Below are 18,109 nucleotides of genomic sequence, written 5' to 3'. Positions count from 1 at the left end.
TGATTACATCGAAATGTTTTATAACAGTAAGCGTCGGCATGGTTCCAGCGATCAGATGTCACCGACAGAATATGAAAACCAGTATTATCAACGGCTAGGAAGTGTCTAGATTATCCGTGGCGATTCAAACCTCACCGATTGTTCCGTATCGACCTGTTACTACCCCTGGCCCCTTAACCATTGGTTTGTCATTGTAATCAGTAAAACCCGATGAGGAAATTATTGGGATGCTGCCTTCGTTTCGAGCGCTTTTAGGAAGATCGTAACCACGTTTAAGCTCAATAAAAACGCCTAATTCACATTCTGTCCACTTATTCCCCATAACCCAACACCTCCAGGTTCTGACGAATCGCTCTATCCAGCTCTTCCGCCTGCTTCATCTGCTCAAACAACGTCTGCGACAACTCGCGCATTTTGGTTTCAAACGCCACGCCGTCATCTTTCTGCTCGGCGGCACCGACGTAGCGGCCCGGTGTCAGCACATAGTCATTAGCCTTGATCTCTTCAATGTTGGCAACCTTGCAGAACCCGGCCTGGTCTTCGTACTGCTCCAGCTTGCTGTCACCACGCTTAACACGCTCGGCCAGCTCTTCCGGCGTGCTGCGCCACGCATGGTAAGTATCTGCGATGGTGGCGATATCATCCGCCGTGAGTTCTTTGGTGGTGCGGTTCATCATGGTGCCGAGATTACGCGCATCAATAAACAGCGTTTCACCCTGACGGTTGCGGTAGCCTTTGGCGGGGTCGTCCGCCTTCGATTTGGTCATAAACCACAGGCAGACCGGGATCTGGGTGGTGTAGAACAGCTGGCCGGGCAGGGCGATCATGCAGTCGATCAGATCGTTTTCGATCATCTGCGCGCGGATCTCGCCTTCGCCGCTGGTGTTGGAGCTCATCGAACCGTTCGCCAGCACAAAACCGGCGGTGCCGTTGGCCGACAGCTTGGAGAGCATATGCAAAATCCAGCCGTAGTTGGCGTTACCGGTTGGTGGCGTGCGGTAGCCTGCAAAGCGCGGATCGTTGGTCAGCTCGGCGTCGTTACGCCAGTCTTTCAGGTTAAACGGCGGGTTTGCCAGAATGTAGTCGGCTTTTAAATCCGGGTGCTGATCGCTGAAGAAGGTATCCGCAGGACGTTCGCCAAGGTTGGCGGACAGGCCGCGAATCGCGAGGTTCATCTTCGCCAGCTTAAAGGTAGTGGCTGTCAGTTCCTGACCGTACAGGGCGATATCGCGGCTTTTCCCCTGGTGGCTTTCAACGAACTTCACCGACTGGACAAACATCCCCGCCGAGCCGCAGCACGGGTCATAGATTTTGCCCTGGAACGGTTCGAGCATTTCGGTCAGCAGCGTCACCACGCATTTTGGCGTATAGAACTCACCGCCGCCTTTGCCTTCGGTGGCGGCAAACTTGCCAAGGAAGTATTCGTACACGCGGCCGACCAGGTCTTCTTTCGACAGCGCTTCAACGTCGGTTTCGTGCGCCAGCGTTTCGATGTTGTCGATGGTGTCGATCAGCGATGCCAGCTTCTTGGTCTCCAGATCCTGACGGCTGAAGTAGTTATCTGGCAGCGCGCCTTTCAGCGTCGGGTTGTTCTTCTCAATGGTGGAGAGGGCGGTATCAATCAGAACGGCGATGTTGCCTTGCTTGGCATTATTTTTGATAAATGACCAGCGGGCCTCTTCCGGCAAATAAAAGATGTTGTCCTGCTGATAGAACACTTCCATATCAACAAACATTTTTTGCTCTTCATCGGCGAGCATTTTCTTACGATGAGACTCAAATTTATCGCTAATAAATTTCAGGAACACGAGGCTCAGTACCACGTGCTTGTACTCGGAGGATTCAACGCTACCGCGAAGCTGGTTCGCGGTATCCCATAATGTGTCTTCAAAGCCTTTCTTTGCTTTGGCTTTTTTTGTTGGTGCTTTGGCCATGATGAACTCATTCAGGAAAAATTTGGCGTCTATTGTAGCGATTAAGACGTTAAATTTCGCCTTTTAATCCCTCTTCCAGCTCATCAAAAAGCTGTAAATCCACATCCAGCAGCTCGACCGCGTTGCTACGTCGGATGCCGACATTATTCTCAATCAGCAGTTCTAGCAGTCGGTCACCATCTATCAGGGTAATAGGAGCCGCACCGGGATGCAGAGCCGCTTTTTCACAGTTCCCGGCAAAACGACCCGTGGTGATGAGCGTGCCCCGAATCGCGCTGTGATAAGGCAACGCCCCACGTAACTGATCGATAACAGGGCGGGTAATATTGCTCTGCATACGCTTAACCTGCACCACTTCCGTGATGGTGGTAATGCCCACCTGTACTCTGCCGACAACGTCGACGCCCTTATCGCCCGACGCTTTGGTCACTTCCACCTGTTCATAACCCATTGCCTCCAGAAGTTGACCAATCAAATGCTCAAACTTATAGGGATTCATGGTGCTGATTTGTTCGCGAAGCTGCTCTTTTTGCTGCTGGTTATAGCGCTTAACCGCGTCCAGAAGTTCTTTTCGTGGGTCGGCTTTTCGGGCCGGTAACGCATTCGCTAGCCATGCCCGGCCTTTATCGGTGATGTAGTAACTCATCCCTTCACGGGCGACCATATCGCGATCGATCAGGTTGTAGAGGCGCGAGTAGAGCGTGCTTTTGATAGAACTAGTAGAAGCGAATTTTGAATGCTGGTGTAAAAAAGCCTGCCATTCCGGGAGTAAGTCAGCACGACGGGACATTTCACGTCCTGCAAGCAGTTCAAGGAGTTGCAGTAACCCTTCTTTATCGTCGAGCGCGCGTAACGTGGCATCGTCATTATTCAGGAATTGCTGCCCGCGCTGGGTAGGGACCCAGGTATCTTTCGGCGTCGTTTCCATCAGCTCGAAGACAGAAGAGTTAAGAAACAAATAGCTACCGTAGCTATGGCGCGGATTGAGGATGTGGCTATCCTGATTCCATATTCGCAGCGCGATCTCAGCGTCTTCGCCTTTCAGGCGTTCGTTGATCCACATATCTGGTTCGGACCAGTCGACCGGGTTTTGCGGCGTGCCGGTTTGTTCCTGAATCGCACTGATCATGTTACGTACCGAATTCACTGAATAGCCGGAGACGGCTTTCATCATTGCCTGAACCTGCGCATAGGTTGGAAAAAGTGGCGTAATGACTTTGTAATTTTTCACGTTGTTCCCTTAACGATTGCTGTGGCGTTAGCTTGCCACGTCAGGGAAGAAATACTAATAGCTAAGTCACTTATTTTGTAAGGTAATAAAGGCGTTGCTTTCTATAGGGGCAACACACTATTTACCAGCAGCCGCCACAGCACCCACCCACCAAACCCCATCAGCACCACGCCCGCCGTGCGCTCAATCCACCACAGCGAACGGCTAAGCTTCTGTTGCGCCGCCGATAGCCCCATCATCGACACCAGTGCCAGATCCCACACCAGCACCACCGTCACCATCCAGACGCCGCACGTTGTTTGCTGGAGCAGCGTGACGTCCGGCCCGAGTAACGCCGTCATCAGCGCCAGGTAGAACAGCGCATTTTTCGGATTTAACAGCGCCGACCCCAGCCCCAGCAGGATCTGCTTCATCAGAGAAGGACACCGCTGTCGGGTTTCAGCAAGCGCCAGCGCCTGCGGTTGGCTGCGCACCAGATGCGAGCCGATCCACAGCAGATACAGTGCCCCGCAAAGCTCTATCAGCGTAAACAGCCAGGCAAACTGGCGCAGTGCGCTCCAGCCGATAATCACCAGTAAGATATACAGCCCGTTACCCGCGGCGATACCGAAGCACAATCCGGCGCTGCCGCGCAGTCGGTAGCGGGCGGCGTAGCCCATCAGCAGGAAAAAATCCGGGCCCGGGCTTAACAGGGCAACAAAATGCGCCAGCGCCAGGGCGAGAAAAGCGGAAGGGAAGAACAGTTCCATAGCGACCTCTGAAAGCAAAACTGGGGCCAGACTACGAAAACACAGAACCTATTTATTGTCTGATATTGATCGGCCCGTAGCGTACTGGCGCGGTGTGGCGGCGGTGTAGCGCACAAAGGTCTTATGAAAATGGCTCTGGTCGGCAAACCCGCTCTGGTAGCCGACATCGGCGATATCATCCCCGGCACGCAGCCGCGCTTTGGCGTACTCTACGCGGGAGATATTGAGGAAGCTGCCAGGCGTCAGGCCCGTGTCCTTCTTGAAGGTACGGATCAGCGTCTCCTTTCGCAGCGAGAATCGTTGCGCAAGTGCGTCGAGGGAAGGCGGGCTGGAAAGACTGGAAAGAAATGCCTGCTGAACCTGCTGGCTGGTTGATCCAGGCTTTTCTGCCTCATCCATGCAATGGGGAAGGGCAGCAAGCAGCCTGTCCACGGACGCAGGGGACATCCTCTCAACAACTTCCCGGTAATACATAAACAGCGTAGCGTTGCGAATCACCTGAACCGCAAGGGGAAGGTCCGTATCGATATAAAGCATATGATAACTACGCGGCTGCCCGGCAACAGGGTTGCAGCTGTGTGGGACATAAGCCGGGATCACAATCAGGTCCCCGGGCTGGAGGATGTATTCTCTGCCATTACACACGCAGCATGTCTGGCCTTCCACAATTGCGCCGATGGAGAGCTGAGGGTGGCAATGGCGTTTGTACGCCTGCATGCTCTGCCACGTGCTGCGTAGTTCAAGGCCCGAGGCGCGGTGAAAGGTCTGACGGATGTGGCGGGTATCGGTCATAGCAACTCCTTCTGAAAGTTTTTTATACCACGCCAGCCACGGTATGGCATCGCTTTACTCAGAACCTTCCGGATATACCCAACTTTACGTCCATAGCCAGTCATGTTGACTACCCTTAATACCCTAAGCGGTAAAACATGGAGATTCGATATGGCTTATCAGACAGTAAATCCTGCCACTAACCAGCTCATCAAAGAATATCCCTCCCACACTGACGCAGATGTTGAAGCGGCGCTGAAGGCAGCCGATGCGCTCTATCACTCCGACTGGGCGAAAGGCGACATAAGCCAGCGCCTGCCGGTGCTGCATAAGCTGGCGGACCTGATCGACGAACGCGTGGAGGAGCTGGCGAAAATCGCCAGCCAGGAGATGGGTAAGCTCATCGAACAGAGCCGCGGCGAGGTGAAGCTGTGCGCGCAAATCGCCCGCTACTATGCGGACAACGCGAAGCAGTTCCTGGCCCCGGTGAAGTATGACTCTGAACTCGGGGAAGCATGGGTTGAACATCACCCCATCGGCGTGCTGATGGCCGTCGAACCATGGAACTTCCCATACTATCAGCTGATGCGCGTTCTGGCGCCAAACCTGGCGGCGGGTAACCCTGTCATCGCTAAACACGCCAGCATTGTGCCGCACTGTGCGGAAACCTTCGCCCATCTGGTGCGTGAGGCGGGCGCGCCGGAAGGGGCGTGGACCAACCTGTTTATCTCGTCCGATCAGGTGGCGAACATCATCGCTGACGATCGCGTACAGGGCGCGGCGCTAACCGGTTCAGAAAAAGCGGGCAGCGTGGTAGCGGCCCAGGCGGCGAAGCACATTAAGAAATCCACGCTGGAGCTTGGCGGTAACGACGTATTCGTGGTGCTCGACGATGCGGACCTGGATAAGGCGGTGAAGATCGGCGTTAACGCGCGGCTCAACAACGCCGGGCAGGTCTGTACCGCGGCGAAGCGCTTTATCCTGCATGAAAAGATTGCCGATGCCTTCCTGAGCAAATTCACCGAGGCATTTAAGCAGGTGAAGATTGGCGATCCGCTGGACGAAAGCACCACGCTGGGGCCGCTGTCCTCTAAAGACGCGCTCGACACGTTGACCAAACAGGTTAACGAGGCGGTGAAAAACGGCGCTACGCTGCACTATGGCGGCAAACCTGTGCAGCGAGACGGGAGCTTCTTTGAGCCGACCATCCTGACCAACATCTCACGCGACAACCCGGCGTACTTCGAAGAGTTCTTTGGCCCGGTAGCGCAGATTTACGTGGTGAAAAACGACGACGAGGCGGTCGCGGTGGCGAACGACTCCCACTACGGCCTGGGCGGAGCGGTGTTCAGCCAGGATATTGAGCGCGCGAAGAAGATGGCATCGCGTATTGAGACCGGGATGGTGTACATCAACTGGCTCACCGATACGGCGGCAGAACTGCCGTTCGGCGGCGTAAAACGTTCGGGTTACGGACGCGAGCTGTCGGACCTGGGGATCAAAGAGTTTGTGAACCAGAAGCTGGTGGTCGTTCGCAAGTAATGTCGGACATAAAAAAACCTGCCATCCGGCAGGTTTTTTTATTAACAGTCTCATCGCCTTTTTTGCCTGGTGGCGCTGCGCTTACCCGGCCTACAAGGTGCAATAATATTCATAAATTGCACCCTTCATTGTAGGCCCGTGCAAGCGTAGCGCCGCCGGGCGAAACGGGCAAACAGGCTTAGAAGGACACGCCACCGCCAACATATGCGCCGTCAATCAGCGTGTGGTTAGGACGACCGTCTTTACCATCAACGCTCACGTGACGATAACCCACCTTCAGCGTCACCGGCTTCACTGGCGTCCAGCTTACGCCACCATTCGCTTCAACGTAGTTTTTCACGCTGTTGTTCAGGCCGTCTGGCGCAACGTAGCCTTCACCGAATACCCTGATGCTGTCGGTCAGGGCAACGTTCACACCGCCGCCGACCGGGAACGCCACGCCGTTATCGCCTTTTTTCGGGCCAACGTAGAGGGCCTTAGCGCCTGCGTTCAGCATCACCGGGCCGACTTCAAAGTTGTAGCCTGCTCCTACGCCACCGGTTGTGGTGCCGTCATCGGTGTTTTTCAGCCAGCTACCTTCGGTGTACAGACCGGAGGTTGATTTCCCCATTTCCACATTCAGGTTGGTAAAGTTTTTACCCTGCTCAATGCTGCCGCCCATGGCCAGTGCGGAGCCCGATACGGCAGTCAGAGCGGAAAGAAGGAGAACGTTGAGCTTTTTCATGAGTTTTTCCTCGTCATCAAATTAATCTGAGGGCACCTTAACAAGAGCTGTTTATCTCTGCAAATGCGATGCTTGTCACGTTTTTATGCTGATTTTGTTTGGTTTTTGAATTTTAAATGTTGTTCGAATGTTGACCCGGCAAGGAGTCAATACGTAATGCATTCGCGTTTAGCAAGGGTTCAGGATTCTCATTAAACGTACGCTGAACGGGTCGGAAAAATTAGTTCAGGATGAATTAATTGAGTTTCTAATAATTTCCAAAAGTGTTTCAGTTGTCACAGATAAAGACACAGGTTTACATTTCTGGAGGTGGCTATACGCCCCGTCGTGCCGAACCGCTTTCACCATGTCATTTTTCTGACACGTTTCTTCATTACGTTGTTGGCTTCACTTACTGGGTGCTAACACTATGAAAAGAAAAATCATTCCTGTGCTAATTGGTTGTGCGCTCTCTTTCTCTGGCCTGGCGGCACAGCCAACCGCGGAGCGTTACGTCGTCAGTTTTCCCGAAGGCGCGCATGTCAAATACAGCGGTGCGTTTGCCAGCGCGTTTCCGAACGGGCTGCCTGTGGGGATTGGCTCTGGCCTGCTGTTTACGGGCAAGCAGGGCGATGCCTTGACGTTTACGACCGTGACCGATCGCGGTCCTAACGCGGATTCGCCAAAAATGGGGAAAAATGACGCTAAAATCTTTGTTACCCCGGATTTCGCCCCGCTGCTAATGACGATCCGCGTGCAAAACGGTAAAGCGGAGGCCGTGGACGCGCGTCCTTTGCATGACGATAAAGGCGAAATCAACGGTCTGCCGCTGCAAAGTGGCGTGATTGGTTCCACCAATGAAATCGCGCTAAGCGACACCTTAAAAGTGCTGAAAGGCGATAACCGCGGGCTGGATACGGAAGGCATCACGCCGGACGGGAAGGGCGGCTACTGGCTGTGCGATGAGTATGGTCCGTTCCTGATTAATATTGACAGTAAAGGGAAAATCCTCGCGATCCACGGCCCACAGGCGGCGGAAGGGGAGAAATCCATCGCGGGCGGTCTGCCAAATGTTATCAAATGGCGCCAGGCAAACCGGGGATTTGAAGGCCTGACCCGCATGCCGGACGGACGTATTATCGCCGCTGTCCAGAGTACGTTGGATATCGACGGGAAGAGCAAAAAGCAGGCGCTGTTTACGCGACTGGTCAGCTTCGATCCTGCGACCGGAAAAACCGCGATGCACGGCTACCCTATCGACAGCGCGGCCTACAGCAAAAACAGCGACGCCAAAATCGGCGATATCGTGGCGCTGGATAACCACACTATCCTGCTGATTGAACAGGGCGAAGATAAAAACGACGCAATGCGTAACCTCATCTACAGGGTGGATCTGAGCAAGGCGAGCGATCTGGCCGCCTTCGACAAGCCGGGCGAATACCCGGAATTTGACGATGAGAAAACGCTGGCGCAGCGCGGCATTACACTTGCTGAAAAAACGCAGGTGGTCGATCTGCGTGCGCTGGGCTGGCAGCAGGAAAAGGCCGAAGGGCTGGCGCTGATTGACGACAAAACGCTGGCGGTGGCGAACGATAATGACTTTGGCGTGAAGGTGGCGATGCACAACCCGGCCGAGGGCAAGAAGCTCAAGGATTATCGGGTGAACGCGGAAGGCAAGCTGACGCTGGATGACAAAGCGGTTGAAACTACCCTCAGCGTCAAGCCGCTGAAGAAGCCGGATTCCGACAGCGAGCTGTGGATTGTGACGCTGCCGGAGGCGTTGAAATAATATTGGGCTTTACCCCTCACCCTGGCCCTCTCCCCACAGGGGAGAGGGGAAGCAAGGCGGTTATTTCTGTAGCCCCGCAAACGCTGCCCGAATTTCCTCTTCCGGCAGCTGTATTCCAATAAACACCATCACGCTGTGCGGCGGTTCATCGCCCCACGGACGATCCCAGTCGGCGCTGTACAGGCGCTGCACGCCCTGGAACAGCAGGCGGTTCGGCTCGCCGTCGATCCACAGCATTCCTTTATAGCGCAGCAGCTTGTCGGCAAACGACAGCAGCAGGTTCTCCATCACGCGCGAGACCTCGCTGATGTCCACCGGGTAGTCCAGCTCCACCACAATCGACGCTACGTCGTTTTGCTTGTCTGCCATAAAGTGGAAGCGCGGTTTCGCGGTGACGTTCTCCTCCAGCATAAAGCCGTTGGTGTTGAACAGCTGAGACAGGTCGATATCGCCGTGCGTCACGGTATAAATGGGTGCGCGCGAGTTGATGCGCGTCAGGCGCTCACGCAGTTTTTCGCTTTCACCCGCCACGTCGGTTTTGGTCAGCAGAATGCGGTCGGCGTAGCCAATCTGAGACTGGGCGATGGTGAACTGGTTCATCTGCTCGTCGGCATGGACCGCGTCGACCAGGGCGACGACGCCGTCCAGCAGGTAGCGCTGGCACAGAATGTCGTGGGAGAAAAAGGTCTGAATAATCGGGCCGGGGTCGGCCATGCCCGTGCACTCGATCACCAGACGGTCGAAGACGATGTCACCGCGATCGCGGCTGTCGAGCAGGTCCAGCAGGGCGTCTTCTAATTCACTGGAGCGGGTGCAGCAGATGCAGCCGTTGGTCAGGGTTTTGATCTGCGTGGCGCGGTCGCCAATCAGCTGATCGTCAACGGAGACTTCGCCAAATTCGTTTTCAATGACGGCGATTTTGAAGCCGTGCTGTTCATTCAGGATGTGGCGCAGCAGGGTGGTTTTACCGGCGCCGAGAAAACCGGTCAGCAGGGTAACGGCAATCGGGGTCATGGTTTCTCCTTTAGCAGCAGCGGACGCCGCCTTCTCCACTTCCGCCGTAGCGCGCTTCCTGACGCTCGCGGAAGAATTCAGTGTAGGTCATGTACGGCTTATCCGGATGGTTGGTCTTCATATGCTCAACGTAGTTGTCATAGTCCGGAATGCCAATCAGCATTTTCGCCGCCTGACCGAGGTATTTTTTTGCTTCGCCTAAGTTACCAAACATAACGTGTCCTGATAAGAAAAAGCCCGGTGGCGCTACGCTTACCGGGCCTACAGTAACGTTGTAGGGCGGGTCAGCGCAGCGCCACCCGCCATTTTATTAATGGTGTGAAGACGTCTTCACGCCGCCTTCCGGCACCGGCACGTACGGGGTTTCTTTGTCCGTACGGCCATCGGCATTACGCACTTTCATCCAGGTTTTAATGCCGTAGAAGATAATGCTGTACACCACCACCAGGAACAGAATGCTCAGACCCGCGTTGGTGTAGTTGTTCACCACGATATGGTTCATGTTGGCAATCTGCTGCGCGGTCAGATCCGCGCCGCCTGCGGCAATCTTCTCTTTGTACTGGTTAGCCATGAAGAAGAAGCCTTCCAGCTGCGGGTTGGTGCTGAACAGTTTCAGACCCAGCGCCCAGGTAGTGCAGAGCAGCAGCCACAGCGCAGGCACCACGGTTACCCAGATGTATTTGGTGCGTTTCATCTTCACCAGGACAACGGTGCCCAGCACCAGGGCCACAGCCGCCAGCATCTGGTTAGAGATGCCGAACAGCGGCCACAGGCTCTTCACACCGCCCAGCGGGTCTACAACGCCCTGATACAGCAGATAACCCCACAGACCTACGCAGCCCGCAGTACCCAGAACACCTGCTACCAGAGAGTCGGTTTTCTTCAGGAACGGCACGAAGTTACCCAGCAGATCCTGCAACATGAAGCGGCCTGCACGCGTACCGGCATCCAGCGCGGTGAGGATGAACAGCGCTTCAAACAGGATACCGAAGTGGTACCAGAAGCCCATGTCCGCCCACGGCAGCACTTTGTGGAACACGTGTGCGATACCCACCGCCAGCGTCGGTGCGCCACCTGCGCGGTTCAGCACGGATGGTTCGCCGATGTCTTTCGCGGTCTGCATAATCTGCTCAGGCGAAATCACGAAGCCCCAGGAGCTGACGGTCGCCGCCGCGTGTGCGCTGGCGTCTTTCAGCTGCGCCATGATCAGCGCGGTATTTTCGCCGCCCATCTCATGCAGGTTTGGCATGGTGATGCCGAGACCCGCTGGTGGGGTGTTCATCGCGAAGTACAGCCCAGGCTCGATAATCGACGCCGCAACCAGCGCCATGATCGCCACGAAGGATTCCATCAGCATCGCGCCGTAACCGATGAAGCGTGCGTCGGTTTCGTTGGCCATCAGCTTCGGCGTGGTGCCGGAGGCGATCAGTGCGTGGAAGCCAGACACGGCACCGCAGGCAATGGTGATAAACAGGAACGGGAACAGGGCGCCTTTCCACAGCGGACCGGTACCGTCAATGTACTGCGTCACCGCCGGCATTTTCAGCTCCGGGTTGATGATCACAATCCCGATTGCCAGCCCGACGATCACGCCGATTTTCAGGAAGGTCGCCAGGTAGTCACGCGGAGCCAGAATCAGCCACACCGGCAGCAGCGCTGAGATGAACGCGTAACCGATCAGCGCGAAGGTGATGGTGGTGTCTTTAAAGGTCAGCGCCGGGCCCCAGTACGGGTCGTGCGCAATCACACCGCCGAAGTAGATGGAGGCGACCAGCAGCACGATACCGATGACCGACACCTCGCCAACGCGGCCAGGGCGCAAGAAACGCATGTAGATGCCCATGAACAGCGCAATCGGCACGGTAGAGCAGACGGTGAAGACGCCCCACGGACTTTCGGCCAGCGCTTTCACCACGATCAGGGCCAGCACTGCCAGGATGATGATCATGATCAGGAAGCAGCCGAAGAGGGCGATCGTGCCCGGCACGCGGCCCATCTCCTCTTTGATCATCTCGCCCAGCGACGAACCATTACGGCGCGAGGAGATAAACAGCACCATAAAGTCCTGCACCGCTCCCGCCAGCACTACGCCCGCCAGCAGCCAGAGCGTACCCGGCAGGTAGCCCATCTGCGCAGCCAGCACCGGACCGACCAGCGGACCCGCGCCTGCAATGGCGGCGAAGTGGTGACCAAACAGCACGTAACGGTTGGTTGGCACATAGTTCAGGCCGTCATTGTTAATGACCGCCGGGGTGGCGCGCGTCGGGTCGAGCTTCATGACCTTCTGCGCGATGTACAAGCTGTAGTAGCGATAAGCCACAAGATAGACGGAAACCGACGCGACCACGATCCACAGGGCGCTGACGTGCTCGCCCCGGCGTAATGCGACAACCGCCAGACAGAAAGCGCCGATGATCCCGAGGATGGCCCAGGGCACGTGCTTAAGTAGTTTTTTAGTATCCATAGTAAGACCTGGTTTTTTATGTAAAGAAAAAAGGGTCAGGGTTCGTTGTGAGGAGGTATTGATTAATGCTGGAGCGATCGTGCCAGATCCTCGCGCGTGTAAAGCACGGTAAATGGGTGAGTGGTTGAAAGCGATGCGTGAGCGGTCAAAAGCGAGGGTGAGTGGTTAAGGCTCACCCCCGGCGGGAGAAAATATGTGATTGAGATCACTGAGAATAATCTAGCCCTGCGGGGTTTCGTCGTTCGCATCAGGGCATTGCGTGCAGCGGCAGGGCTGATATGCGGGCAGCAGCTGATAGCGTCCTTTGCCGTCGTGTTCGATAATCGGGGAAAGGGCCTGTAGATCGCGGTACACCGTACGTTCGGTAATGCCAAATTTTTGCATCAGATCGCGGCGATTAACGCTTCCGTTGCGGTGCAGAGCAATAATGATGTCAACCAGACGCTCAGCCGAGCGGCTTCGGGGTGAAGGGGCCATAAGACTTTCCAGCGTTAAGGGGGCGGCTGACGACGTCGTCAGCCGCCCCGAAAAATTTATCTTATGGATAGTTAACGGCGCACCTTTGCGGAAACCTTAGCGTTTTTTTGTGCAACGGGATCAAACCGCGGCTTCCATCTCCATCATCACCGGGTGGAAACGGCGTTTGAAGTAGATCAGGCCGTGCCCCTCGCTGCTGAGGATGATGTTCTTAATCTCCACCAGGTAGACCAGATGGGTGCCGATGGTTTGCACCTGGGTTATCTCACCTTCCAGGCTTGCCAGGGCGCCTTTCAGCACCGGCTGCGCCAGCGGTCCTTTCTGCCAGCAGGAGAGAGCAAAGCGCTCCTCCATGGCCATGCCGGTCATCCCGGCAAAGTGGCGGGCCATGATCTCCTGCTCGTGGTTCAGCACGTTGACGCACAGTTTGCCGTTGCCCTGGAAGACCGGGTTCATGGCGCTGTTGGCGTTGATGCAGACCATGACCGAGGGCGGGGTATCCGTGACCGAACAGACGGCGGTGGCGGTAATGCCGCAGCGGCCCGCATCGCCCTCGGTGGTGACCACATTCACCGCCGCCGACAGGCTGGCCATCGCGTCGCGAAAACGCAGGCGTTCTTCAGATTGCATTGAAACCTCCCGCTGCGTTATTTCAGCAGCTTATCCAGCATGTTGATATCAGTGTTGTTGTGCAGGTGCGGTACAGTCCAGCCGTGCTGGTCGTACTCGGACATGCAGCGGTCAACCATCGCCATCATCTTGTCCATGTTGCCGGAGCTTTGCGCCTGACGCAGGCATTGCAGGCGGATCTCATCCTGGCTACCGGAGTAGTTGATTTCGTACAGCTCGTGACGTCCGCCAAACTCGCTACCGATGGCATCCCACATCAGTTTCAGAATCTTGATGCGTTCGACGTGATCCATCCCGTTGGAGCCGCGCACATACTTCGCCAGATACTGGTCGATCTGCGGGTTGTTCAGGTCCCGCGCGCTGGACGGCAGGTAGATCAGCCCGGAGGTCACGTTGCGTTCGATGATGTTCTTGATTTTCGCGTAGGCCATCGGCGCCATCACGCGGTAGGTCTGTAACGCCGCGTGGTCAGGCAGGTACGCGCCGTTTATCCACGGCGTGGCTTCGGAGCACATGGAGTCGCTCAGCGCCCAGAACATGTTGCGCCACGCCACCACTTCGCCGAGATCCGCCTGCACGCCGCGGAACTCGAGGGTGCCAGTGCACTCCAGCGATTTCTTCAGCAGAGCGGTGATGAAGTCGAGCTTCACTGCCAGACGCACGCAGGCCTGAAGCGGGTACATGCGGGCGAAGCCACCTTCCATCGTCCAGCGACGACAGCGGTCGAAATCGCGGTAGATCAGCACGTTTTCCCACGGGATCAGCACATGATCCATCACCAGAATGGCGTCGTTCTCGTCAAAGCGGCTGGAGAGCGGGTAGTCGTACGGGGAACCGGTCGCCCCTGCCACCATCTCGTAAGAGGCGCGGGAGATCAGCTTCACCCCTTCGGCATCCATCGGCGCGACGAACATTAGCGCGAAGTCCGGGTTTTCGCCCATCACCTGCGCAGAGCCAAAACCAATCATGTTGTAGTGGGTCAGCGCCGAGTTGGTGGCCACCACTTTCGCGCCGCTGACGATGATCCCGGCGTCGGTCTCTTTCTCCAGCTTGATGTAAACGTCTTTCACCTCGTCCGCCGGTTTATGGCGGTCGATAGGCGGGTTGACGATGGCGTGGTTAAAGTACAGGCCGGTTTCCTGAATACGGGTGTACCAGTTGCGGGCGTTCTGCTCGAACTGACCGTAGAAGGCAGGGTTAGCCCCCAGCGCGCAGCCGAACGCGGCTTTGTAGTCTGGCGTGCGGCCCATCCAGCCGTAGCTCAGGCGCGACCACTCGGCGATGGCGTCGCGCTGCTGGCGCAGATCGTCGGCGCTTTTCGCCACGCGGAAGAATTTATGGGTGTAGCCGCCGCTGCCGGTGTCGGTGCCCCAGCAGAGTGTATCCTGCATGTCTGGCTTGTGCAGGGCATCGTACATCTGGGCGATGGACGCCGCCGCATTGCGAAATGCCGGGTGGGTAGTAACGTCCTTAACGCGCTCGCCGTAGATATAAATCTCACGGCCATCTTGCAGGCTTTTTAAATACTCTTCACCGGTTAACGGACGTTTGGCATCAGCGCGGAAATCTTCAGGCTTCATAGGGACCTCGTATCGGAAGATGGTTGTTAAATTTATGTTTTGTTTTTGTTGTTTAATTGAAGCGTGAGAGGGGCGGAACGTGAAGGGACGATTGGGACAACGGCAGGTACTTTTCGGGTGGGATGTTGTTTTGTGATCTGTGCGGCTTTTCGGCGGGTGGCACTGCGCTTACCCGCCCTACGAACCGTGATGCGTTCAGGAAACCGGTACTTTCTGCGCCCGGTATGCGCTGGGTGAGCACCCCGTCAGTCGGTTGAAAAAACGGGCGAAATAGGCCGGATCTTTAAACCCCAGTTGCCAGGCAATTTCGCTCACTGTGCTGTCGGAAAACAGCAGCAAGCGCCTGGCTTCCCGCAGCTGGCGGTCGAAGATCAGCCGTTTCGGCGAGCGGTTGGCAAAGCGGCGGCAGATATCGGTCAGGCGGGATTCGGTAAGATGCAGTTCGCTGGCGTATTCCGGCACCGTCCAGTGCTCGTGGTAATGCGCATCTGTCAGCTGGTTAAAGCGCTGAAACAGCTTCAGCTCGCCGCGCATGCCGCCTGAAGCGTGGTCGTCGAGCTTCGCGTTGCGCAGCAGCAGGGTAAATACGGCCTGCGCCAGCAGGACCAGCGTATGCTCACGGCCCGGCAGCTGTTCCGTGGATTCCCGGGCAATGAGCTGCCAGTAATGCTTCAGCGCCGCCAGCTCGTCAGGCCTGTCGGCAAGCGACAGGCAGATCCCCGGCAGGCCGAACGCCTCCCGCGTGCCGGGGTAGAGCACTTCTAACAACGGCCAGATAAGCTCCTCGCGCACCGTCAGCACGTGGCCGTCGCTGTCGGATTCAGTGATAAACGCGTGCGGCACCGACGGCGGCGTCAGAACGAACAGCGGCGCCTGCACCGAGTAGCGGTGGTCGTCGAGCTGCAGCTCAATCTGCCCGGTGTCGAGAAAATGCATCTGAAAATACTGGTCGTGGCGGTGCGCCTGCATGTCGCGGCCAAAAAAGGCCGCCATGCGGGCGAACGACTGGTAGTGCACATCGTCGGTGCCCAGACTTTCGTCGTACTCCTTGCTGATATCAATGTTGGCGATAGGGCTCTGGCACATGATCGTTCCTCTTTTGAACCCGCTGCGTCATCGGAATGCGCGTCAGCACCAGCGCGCCCACTACCAGCAGACCCGCCACGAACCACAGCCCCGAGCTGAAGCTGCCGGTCGCGTCGCGCAGAATACCAATCAGCAATGGGCTGACGGCAGACCCGACGTTGCCGATGGCGTTGATCACCGCCAGCGCCACCGCGCGTGATTGCAGGCTAATCACCTGGTCCGGCGTGGTCCAGAATATCGCCATGGCGGTAAACGATCCGGTTGAGGCCATGATGATGCCAAGCAGCTGGATCAGGCTGTGATCGGTCGCCGAGGCCAGCATCCATCCCGCCGCCGCAAACAGATACGGCAGGATGGTGTGCTTTTTTCGCTCTTTCAGCCTGTCGGAGCGGCGGCTCCACCAGATCATCCCGAGGATGGTGCAAAACTGCGGGATCGCCGCCAGCAGGCCAATCACGATATTGCTGCTGCCGGTGTTGAAGCTTTGCAGGATCTGCGGCGTCCAGATGTTGATCGCGCTCAGCGTATTCGTCAGGCAAAAGTAGGCCAGCGTGTAGAGCAGTACGGCGGGCGTCAGCACCTCGCGCAGCGTCGATCGCGGCGTGGCGACGTGCGCAATGGCCAGTTCCTGCTCGCGGGCGATCATCGTTTTGAGTGCCTGCTTTTCATCATCATCCAGCCAGGTGGCCTGATCCGGGGTGTCGTTAAGGTAGAACCAGGTCACCACGCCGAGCACCACCGACGGCAGCCCCTCCAGCAGGAACAGCCACTGCCAGCCCTTCAGGTTCCACAGCCCGTCCATCGCCAGAATGTACCCGGAGAGGATCGAGCCGAGCATCATGGTCACCGGCATGGCGATCATAAACAACGCGTTGGCGCGGGCGCGGTGATACGCCGGGAACCACCAGGTGAGATAGACCAGGATCCCCGGCAGGAAACCGGCTTCGGCAATGCCCACCAGCATGCGCAGGACGTAGAGCGTTTCGGGGCTGGTGGCGAACATGGTGCAGGTAGAGGCGATGCCCCACACCACCATGATCCCGGCGATCCAGCGCCGCGCGCCGATTTTCGCCAGCATGATGTTGCTGGGGATCCCGCACAGCACGTAGGTGACGTAAAACAAGGTCGCGGCCAGGCCAAACATGGTCGACGTGAGGCCCAGATCTTTGCCCATCGTTAGCCCGGCAAAGCCGATGTTGATGCGATCGAGAAACGAAAAGACAAACAGGATAAAGAGAAACACGATCAAACGACGGAACAGCTTGTTGATAACGCGATGTTCTATAGCTTTCTTATCTTGCAGGGTAGAGGTCGTCATGCTGCGCTCCAGATCTTACGTTTAGTAGACGGATTTATTGTTATTAACTGACGTAACCGGTTGTTCGATAAAACGTGCCGCCAGCGCTTCCGCGCCGCGGGCGAGCAGGGTGGTGTCGACGCCGACGGCGACAAACAGCGCGCCGAGGTCGAGATAGCGTTTTGCCAGCGCCTCGTTGGCCATCAGGATGCCGGGGGCTTTACCGGCAGCGCGTATCTGCGCGATCGCCTGCTCAATGGCGGCCTGCACCTCCGGGTGCTGCGGATTACCGGCAAAGCCCATGTCGGCGCTCAGATCCGCCGGGCCGATAAACACGCCGTCGACGCCGTCCACGTCCAGGATCTGCGGCAGGTTTTTCAGCGCTCTTAGGGTTTCGATCTGCACCAGCACGCACATGGCGTCGTTAGCCTGATGCAGGTAGTCCGGGATACGGTTCCAGCGCGACGCCCGCGCCAGCGCGCTGCCGACGCCGCGAATGCCGGCAGGCGGATAGCGGGTGGCGCTGACCGCCAGCCGCGCTTCGTCGGCGTTTTGCACCATCGGCACCAGCAGGGTTTGCACCCCCACGTCCAGCAGCTGCTTGATCTGCACCGGATCGTTCCACGACGGGCGCACCACCGGCTGGCTGGGATAAGGGGCGATGGCCTGTAGCTGAGTGAGAACGGTCTGCACGCTGTTCGGCGCGTGCTCCCCGTCGATCAGCAGCCAGTCAAAACCGGCCCCGGCCAATAGCTCAGCGCTGTAGCTGCTGGTTAGCCCCAGCCATAACCCGATTTGCGGTCGGCCCGCTTTCAGCGCCGCTTTGAATGCGTTTTGCATGG

At 56.9% G+C, this 18,109-nt stretch carries 17 protein-coding genes; 3 read left to right on the top strand and 14 right to left on the bottom strand.

Features of this window, described 5'->3' with window-relative positions; translation table 11 throughout:
- Positions 1-109, top strand: a 109-nt coding sequence (locus C3451_RS06890; protein WP_131023897.1) for an IS3 family transposase, incomplete at its 5' end; no start/stop codon positions are given.
- 202 nt (positions 110-311) lie between these two features.
- On the opposite strand, the gene C3451_RS06880 is transcribed toward C3451_RS06890, so the two are convergent.
- The 4 genes from C3451_RS06880 to C3451_RS06865 form a co-directional block, all read right to left on the bottom strand.
- Positions 312-1,934, bottom strand: coding sequence for a class I SAM-dependent DNA methyltransferase (locus C3451_RS06880; RefSeq protein WP_045621209.1), 1,623 nt, complete (start codon positions 1,932-1,934; stop codon positions 312-314).
- Positions 1,935-1,983: 49 nt separating this feature from the next.
- Positions 1,984-3,165, bottom strand: coding sequence for a restriction endonuclease (locus C3451_RS06875; RefSeq protein WP_045621211.1), 1,182 nt, complete (start codon positions 3,163-3,165; stop codon positions 1,984-1,986).
- Between the two features lie 101 nt (positions 3,166-3,266).
- Positions 3,267-3,914 (bottom strand): LysE family translocator, encoded by a 648-nt coding sequence (locus tag C3451_RS06870; protein WP_045621212.1) that lies wholly within the window; start codon positions 3,912-3,914, stop codon positions 3,267-3,269.
- A gap of 48 nt (positions 3,915-3,962) precedes the next feature.
- Positions 3,963-4,706, bottom strand: a complete 744-nt coding sequence (locus C3451_RS06865) for an AraC family transcriptional regulator (protein ID WP_045621214.1) — start codon at positions 4,704-4,706, stop codon at positions 3,963-3,965.
- A gap of 150 nt (positions 4,707-4,856) precedes the next feature.
- Between C3451_RS06865 and C3451_RS06860 the strand changes: the two genes are divergently transcribed.
- Positions 4,857-6,227 carry an NAD-dependent succinate-semialdehyde dehydrogenase gene (locus C3451_RS06860; RefSeq protein ID WP_045621216.1) on the top strand — a complete coding sequence of 457 codons (1,371 nt, stop codon included), beginning with the start codon at positions 4,857-4,859 and terminating at the stop codon, positions 6,225-6,227.
- Positions 6,228-6,405: 178 nt separating this feature from the next.
- Here C3451_RS06860 and C3451_RS06855 read toward each other — a convergent pair whose 3' ends face one another.
- Positions 6,406-6,951 (bottom strand): YfaZ family outer membrane protein, encoded by a 546-nt coding sequence (locus C3451_RS06855; RefSeq protein ID WP_023299248.1) that lies wholly within the window; start codon positions 6,949-6,951, stop codon positions 6,406-6,408.
- Positions 6,952-7,360: 409 nt separating this feature from the next.
- On the opposite strand from C3451_RS06855, the gene C3451_RS06850 reads away from it, so the two are divergent.
- A complete protein-coding gene (locus tag C3451_RS06850; protein WP_045621218.1) occupies positions 7,361-8,719 on the top strand; it encodes an esterase-like activity of phytase family protein in 1,359 nt (452 codons plus the stop codon).
- Positions 8,720-8,779: 60 nt separating this feature from the next.
- On the opposite strand, the gene yjiA is transcribed toward C3451_RS06850, so the two are convergent.
- The 9 genes from yjiA to hpaI form a co-directional block, all read right to left on the bottom strand.
- A complete protein-coding gene (gene yjiA, locus C3451_RS06845; RefSeq protein ID WP_045621219.1) occupies positions 8,780-9,733 on the bottom strand; it encodes a GTPase in 954 nt (317 codons plus the stop codon).
- 10 nt (positions 9,734-9,743) lie between these two features.
- Positions 9,744-9,947, bottom strand: coding sequence for a YbdD/YjiX family protein (locus tag C3451_RS06840; protein WP_003856610.1), 204 nt, complete (start codon positions 9,945-9,947; stop codon positions 9,744-9,746).
- Positions 9,948-10,043: 96 nt separating this feature from the next.
- Positions 10,044-12,197: a carbon starvation CstA family protein gene (locus C3451_RS06835; protein ID WP_022646950.1), complete on the bottom strand. Its 2,154-nt coding sequence runs from the start codon at positions 12,195-12,197 to the stop codon at positions 10,044-10,046.
- Positions 12,198-12,416: 219 nt separating this feature from the next.
- Positions 12,417-12,674 (bottom strand): HTH domain-containing protein, encoded by a 258-nt coding sequence (locus C3451_RS06830; protein WP_022646951.1) that lies wholly within the window; start codon positions 12,672-12,674, stop codon positions 12,417-12,419.
- Between the two features lie 120 nt (positions 12,675-12,794).
- Positions 12,795-13,304, bottom strand: a complete 510-nt coding sequence (locus C3451_RS06825; protein ID WP_003856606.1) for a 4-hydroxyphenylacetate 3-monooxygenase reductase subunit — start codon at positions 13,302-13,304, stop codon at positions 12,795-12,797.
- A gap of 17 nt (positions 13,305-13,321) precedes the next feature.
- Positions 13,322-14,884 carry a 4-hydroxyphenylacetate 3-monooxygenase, oxygenase component gene (hpaB, locus tag C3451_RS06820; RefSeq protein ID WP_045621221.1) on the bottom strand — a complete coding sequence of 521 codons (1,563 nt, stop codon included), beginning with the start codon at positions 14,882-14,884 and terminating at the stop codon, positions 13,322-13,324.
- Positions 14,885-15,079: 195 nt separating this feature from the next.
- Positions 15,080-15,970 (bottom strand): 4-hydroxyphenylacetate catabolism regulatory protein HpaA, encoded by an 891-nt coding sequence (gene hpaA, locus C3451_RS06815; RefSeq protein WP_045621222.1) that lies wholly within the window; start codon positions 15,968-15,970, stop codon positions 15,080-15,082.
- Positions 15,942-17,288, bottom strand: coding sequence for a 4-hydroxyphenylacetate permease (gene hpaX, locus C3451_RS06810; protein WP_032625355.1), 1,347 nt, complete (start codon positions 17,286-17,288; stop codon positions 15,942-15,944). The genes hpaA and hpaX overlap by 29 nt, the downstream gene beginning before the upstream one ends.
- 21 nt (positions 17,289-17,309) lie before the next feature.
- Positions 17,310-18,107, bottom strand: a complete 798-nt coding sequence (hpaI, locus tag C3451_RS06805; RefSeq protein WP_045621223.1) for a 4-hydroxy-2-oxoheptanedioate aldolase — start codon at positions 18,105-18,107, stop codon at positions 17,310-17,312.
- Between the last annotated feature and the right edge of the window lie 2 nt (positions 18,108-18,109).

Origin of the sequence: Enterobacter sp. 301B, assembly GCF_003850715.1 — a bacterium.
Lineage (GTDB): Bacteria > Pseudomonadota > Gammaproteobacteria > Enterobacterales > Enterobacteriaceae > Enterobacter > Enterobacter intestinihominis.
This window is presented reverse-complemented; position numbering and strand designations above follow the sequence as displayed.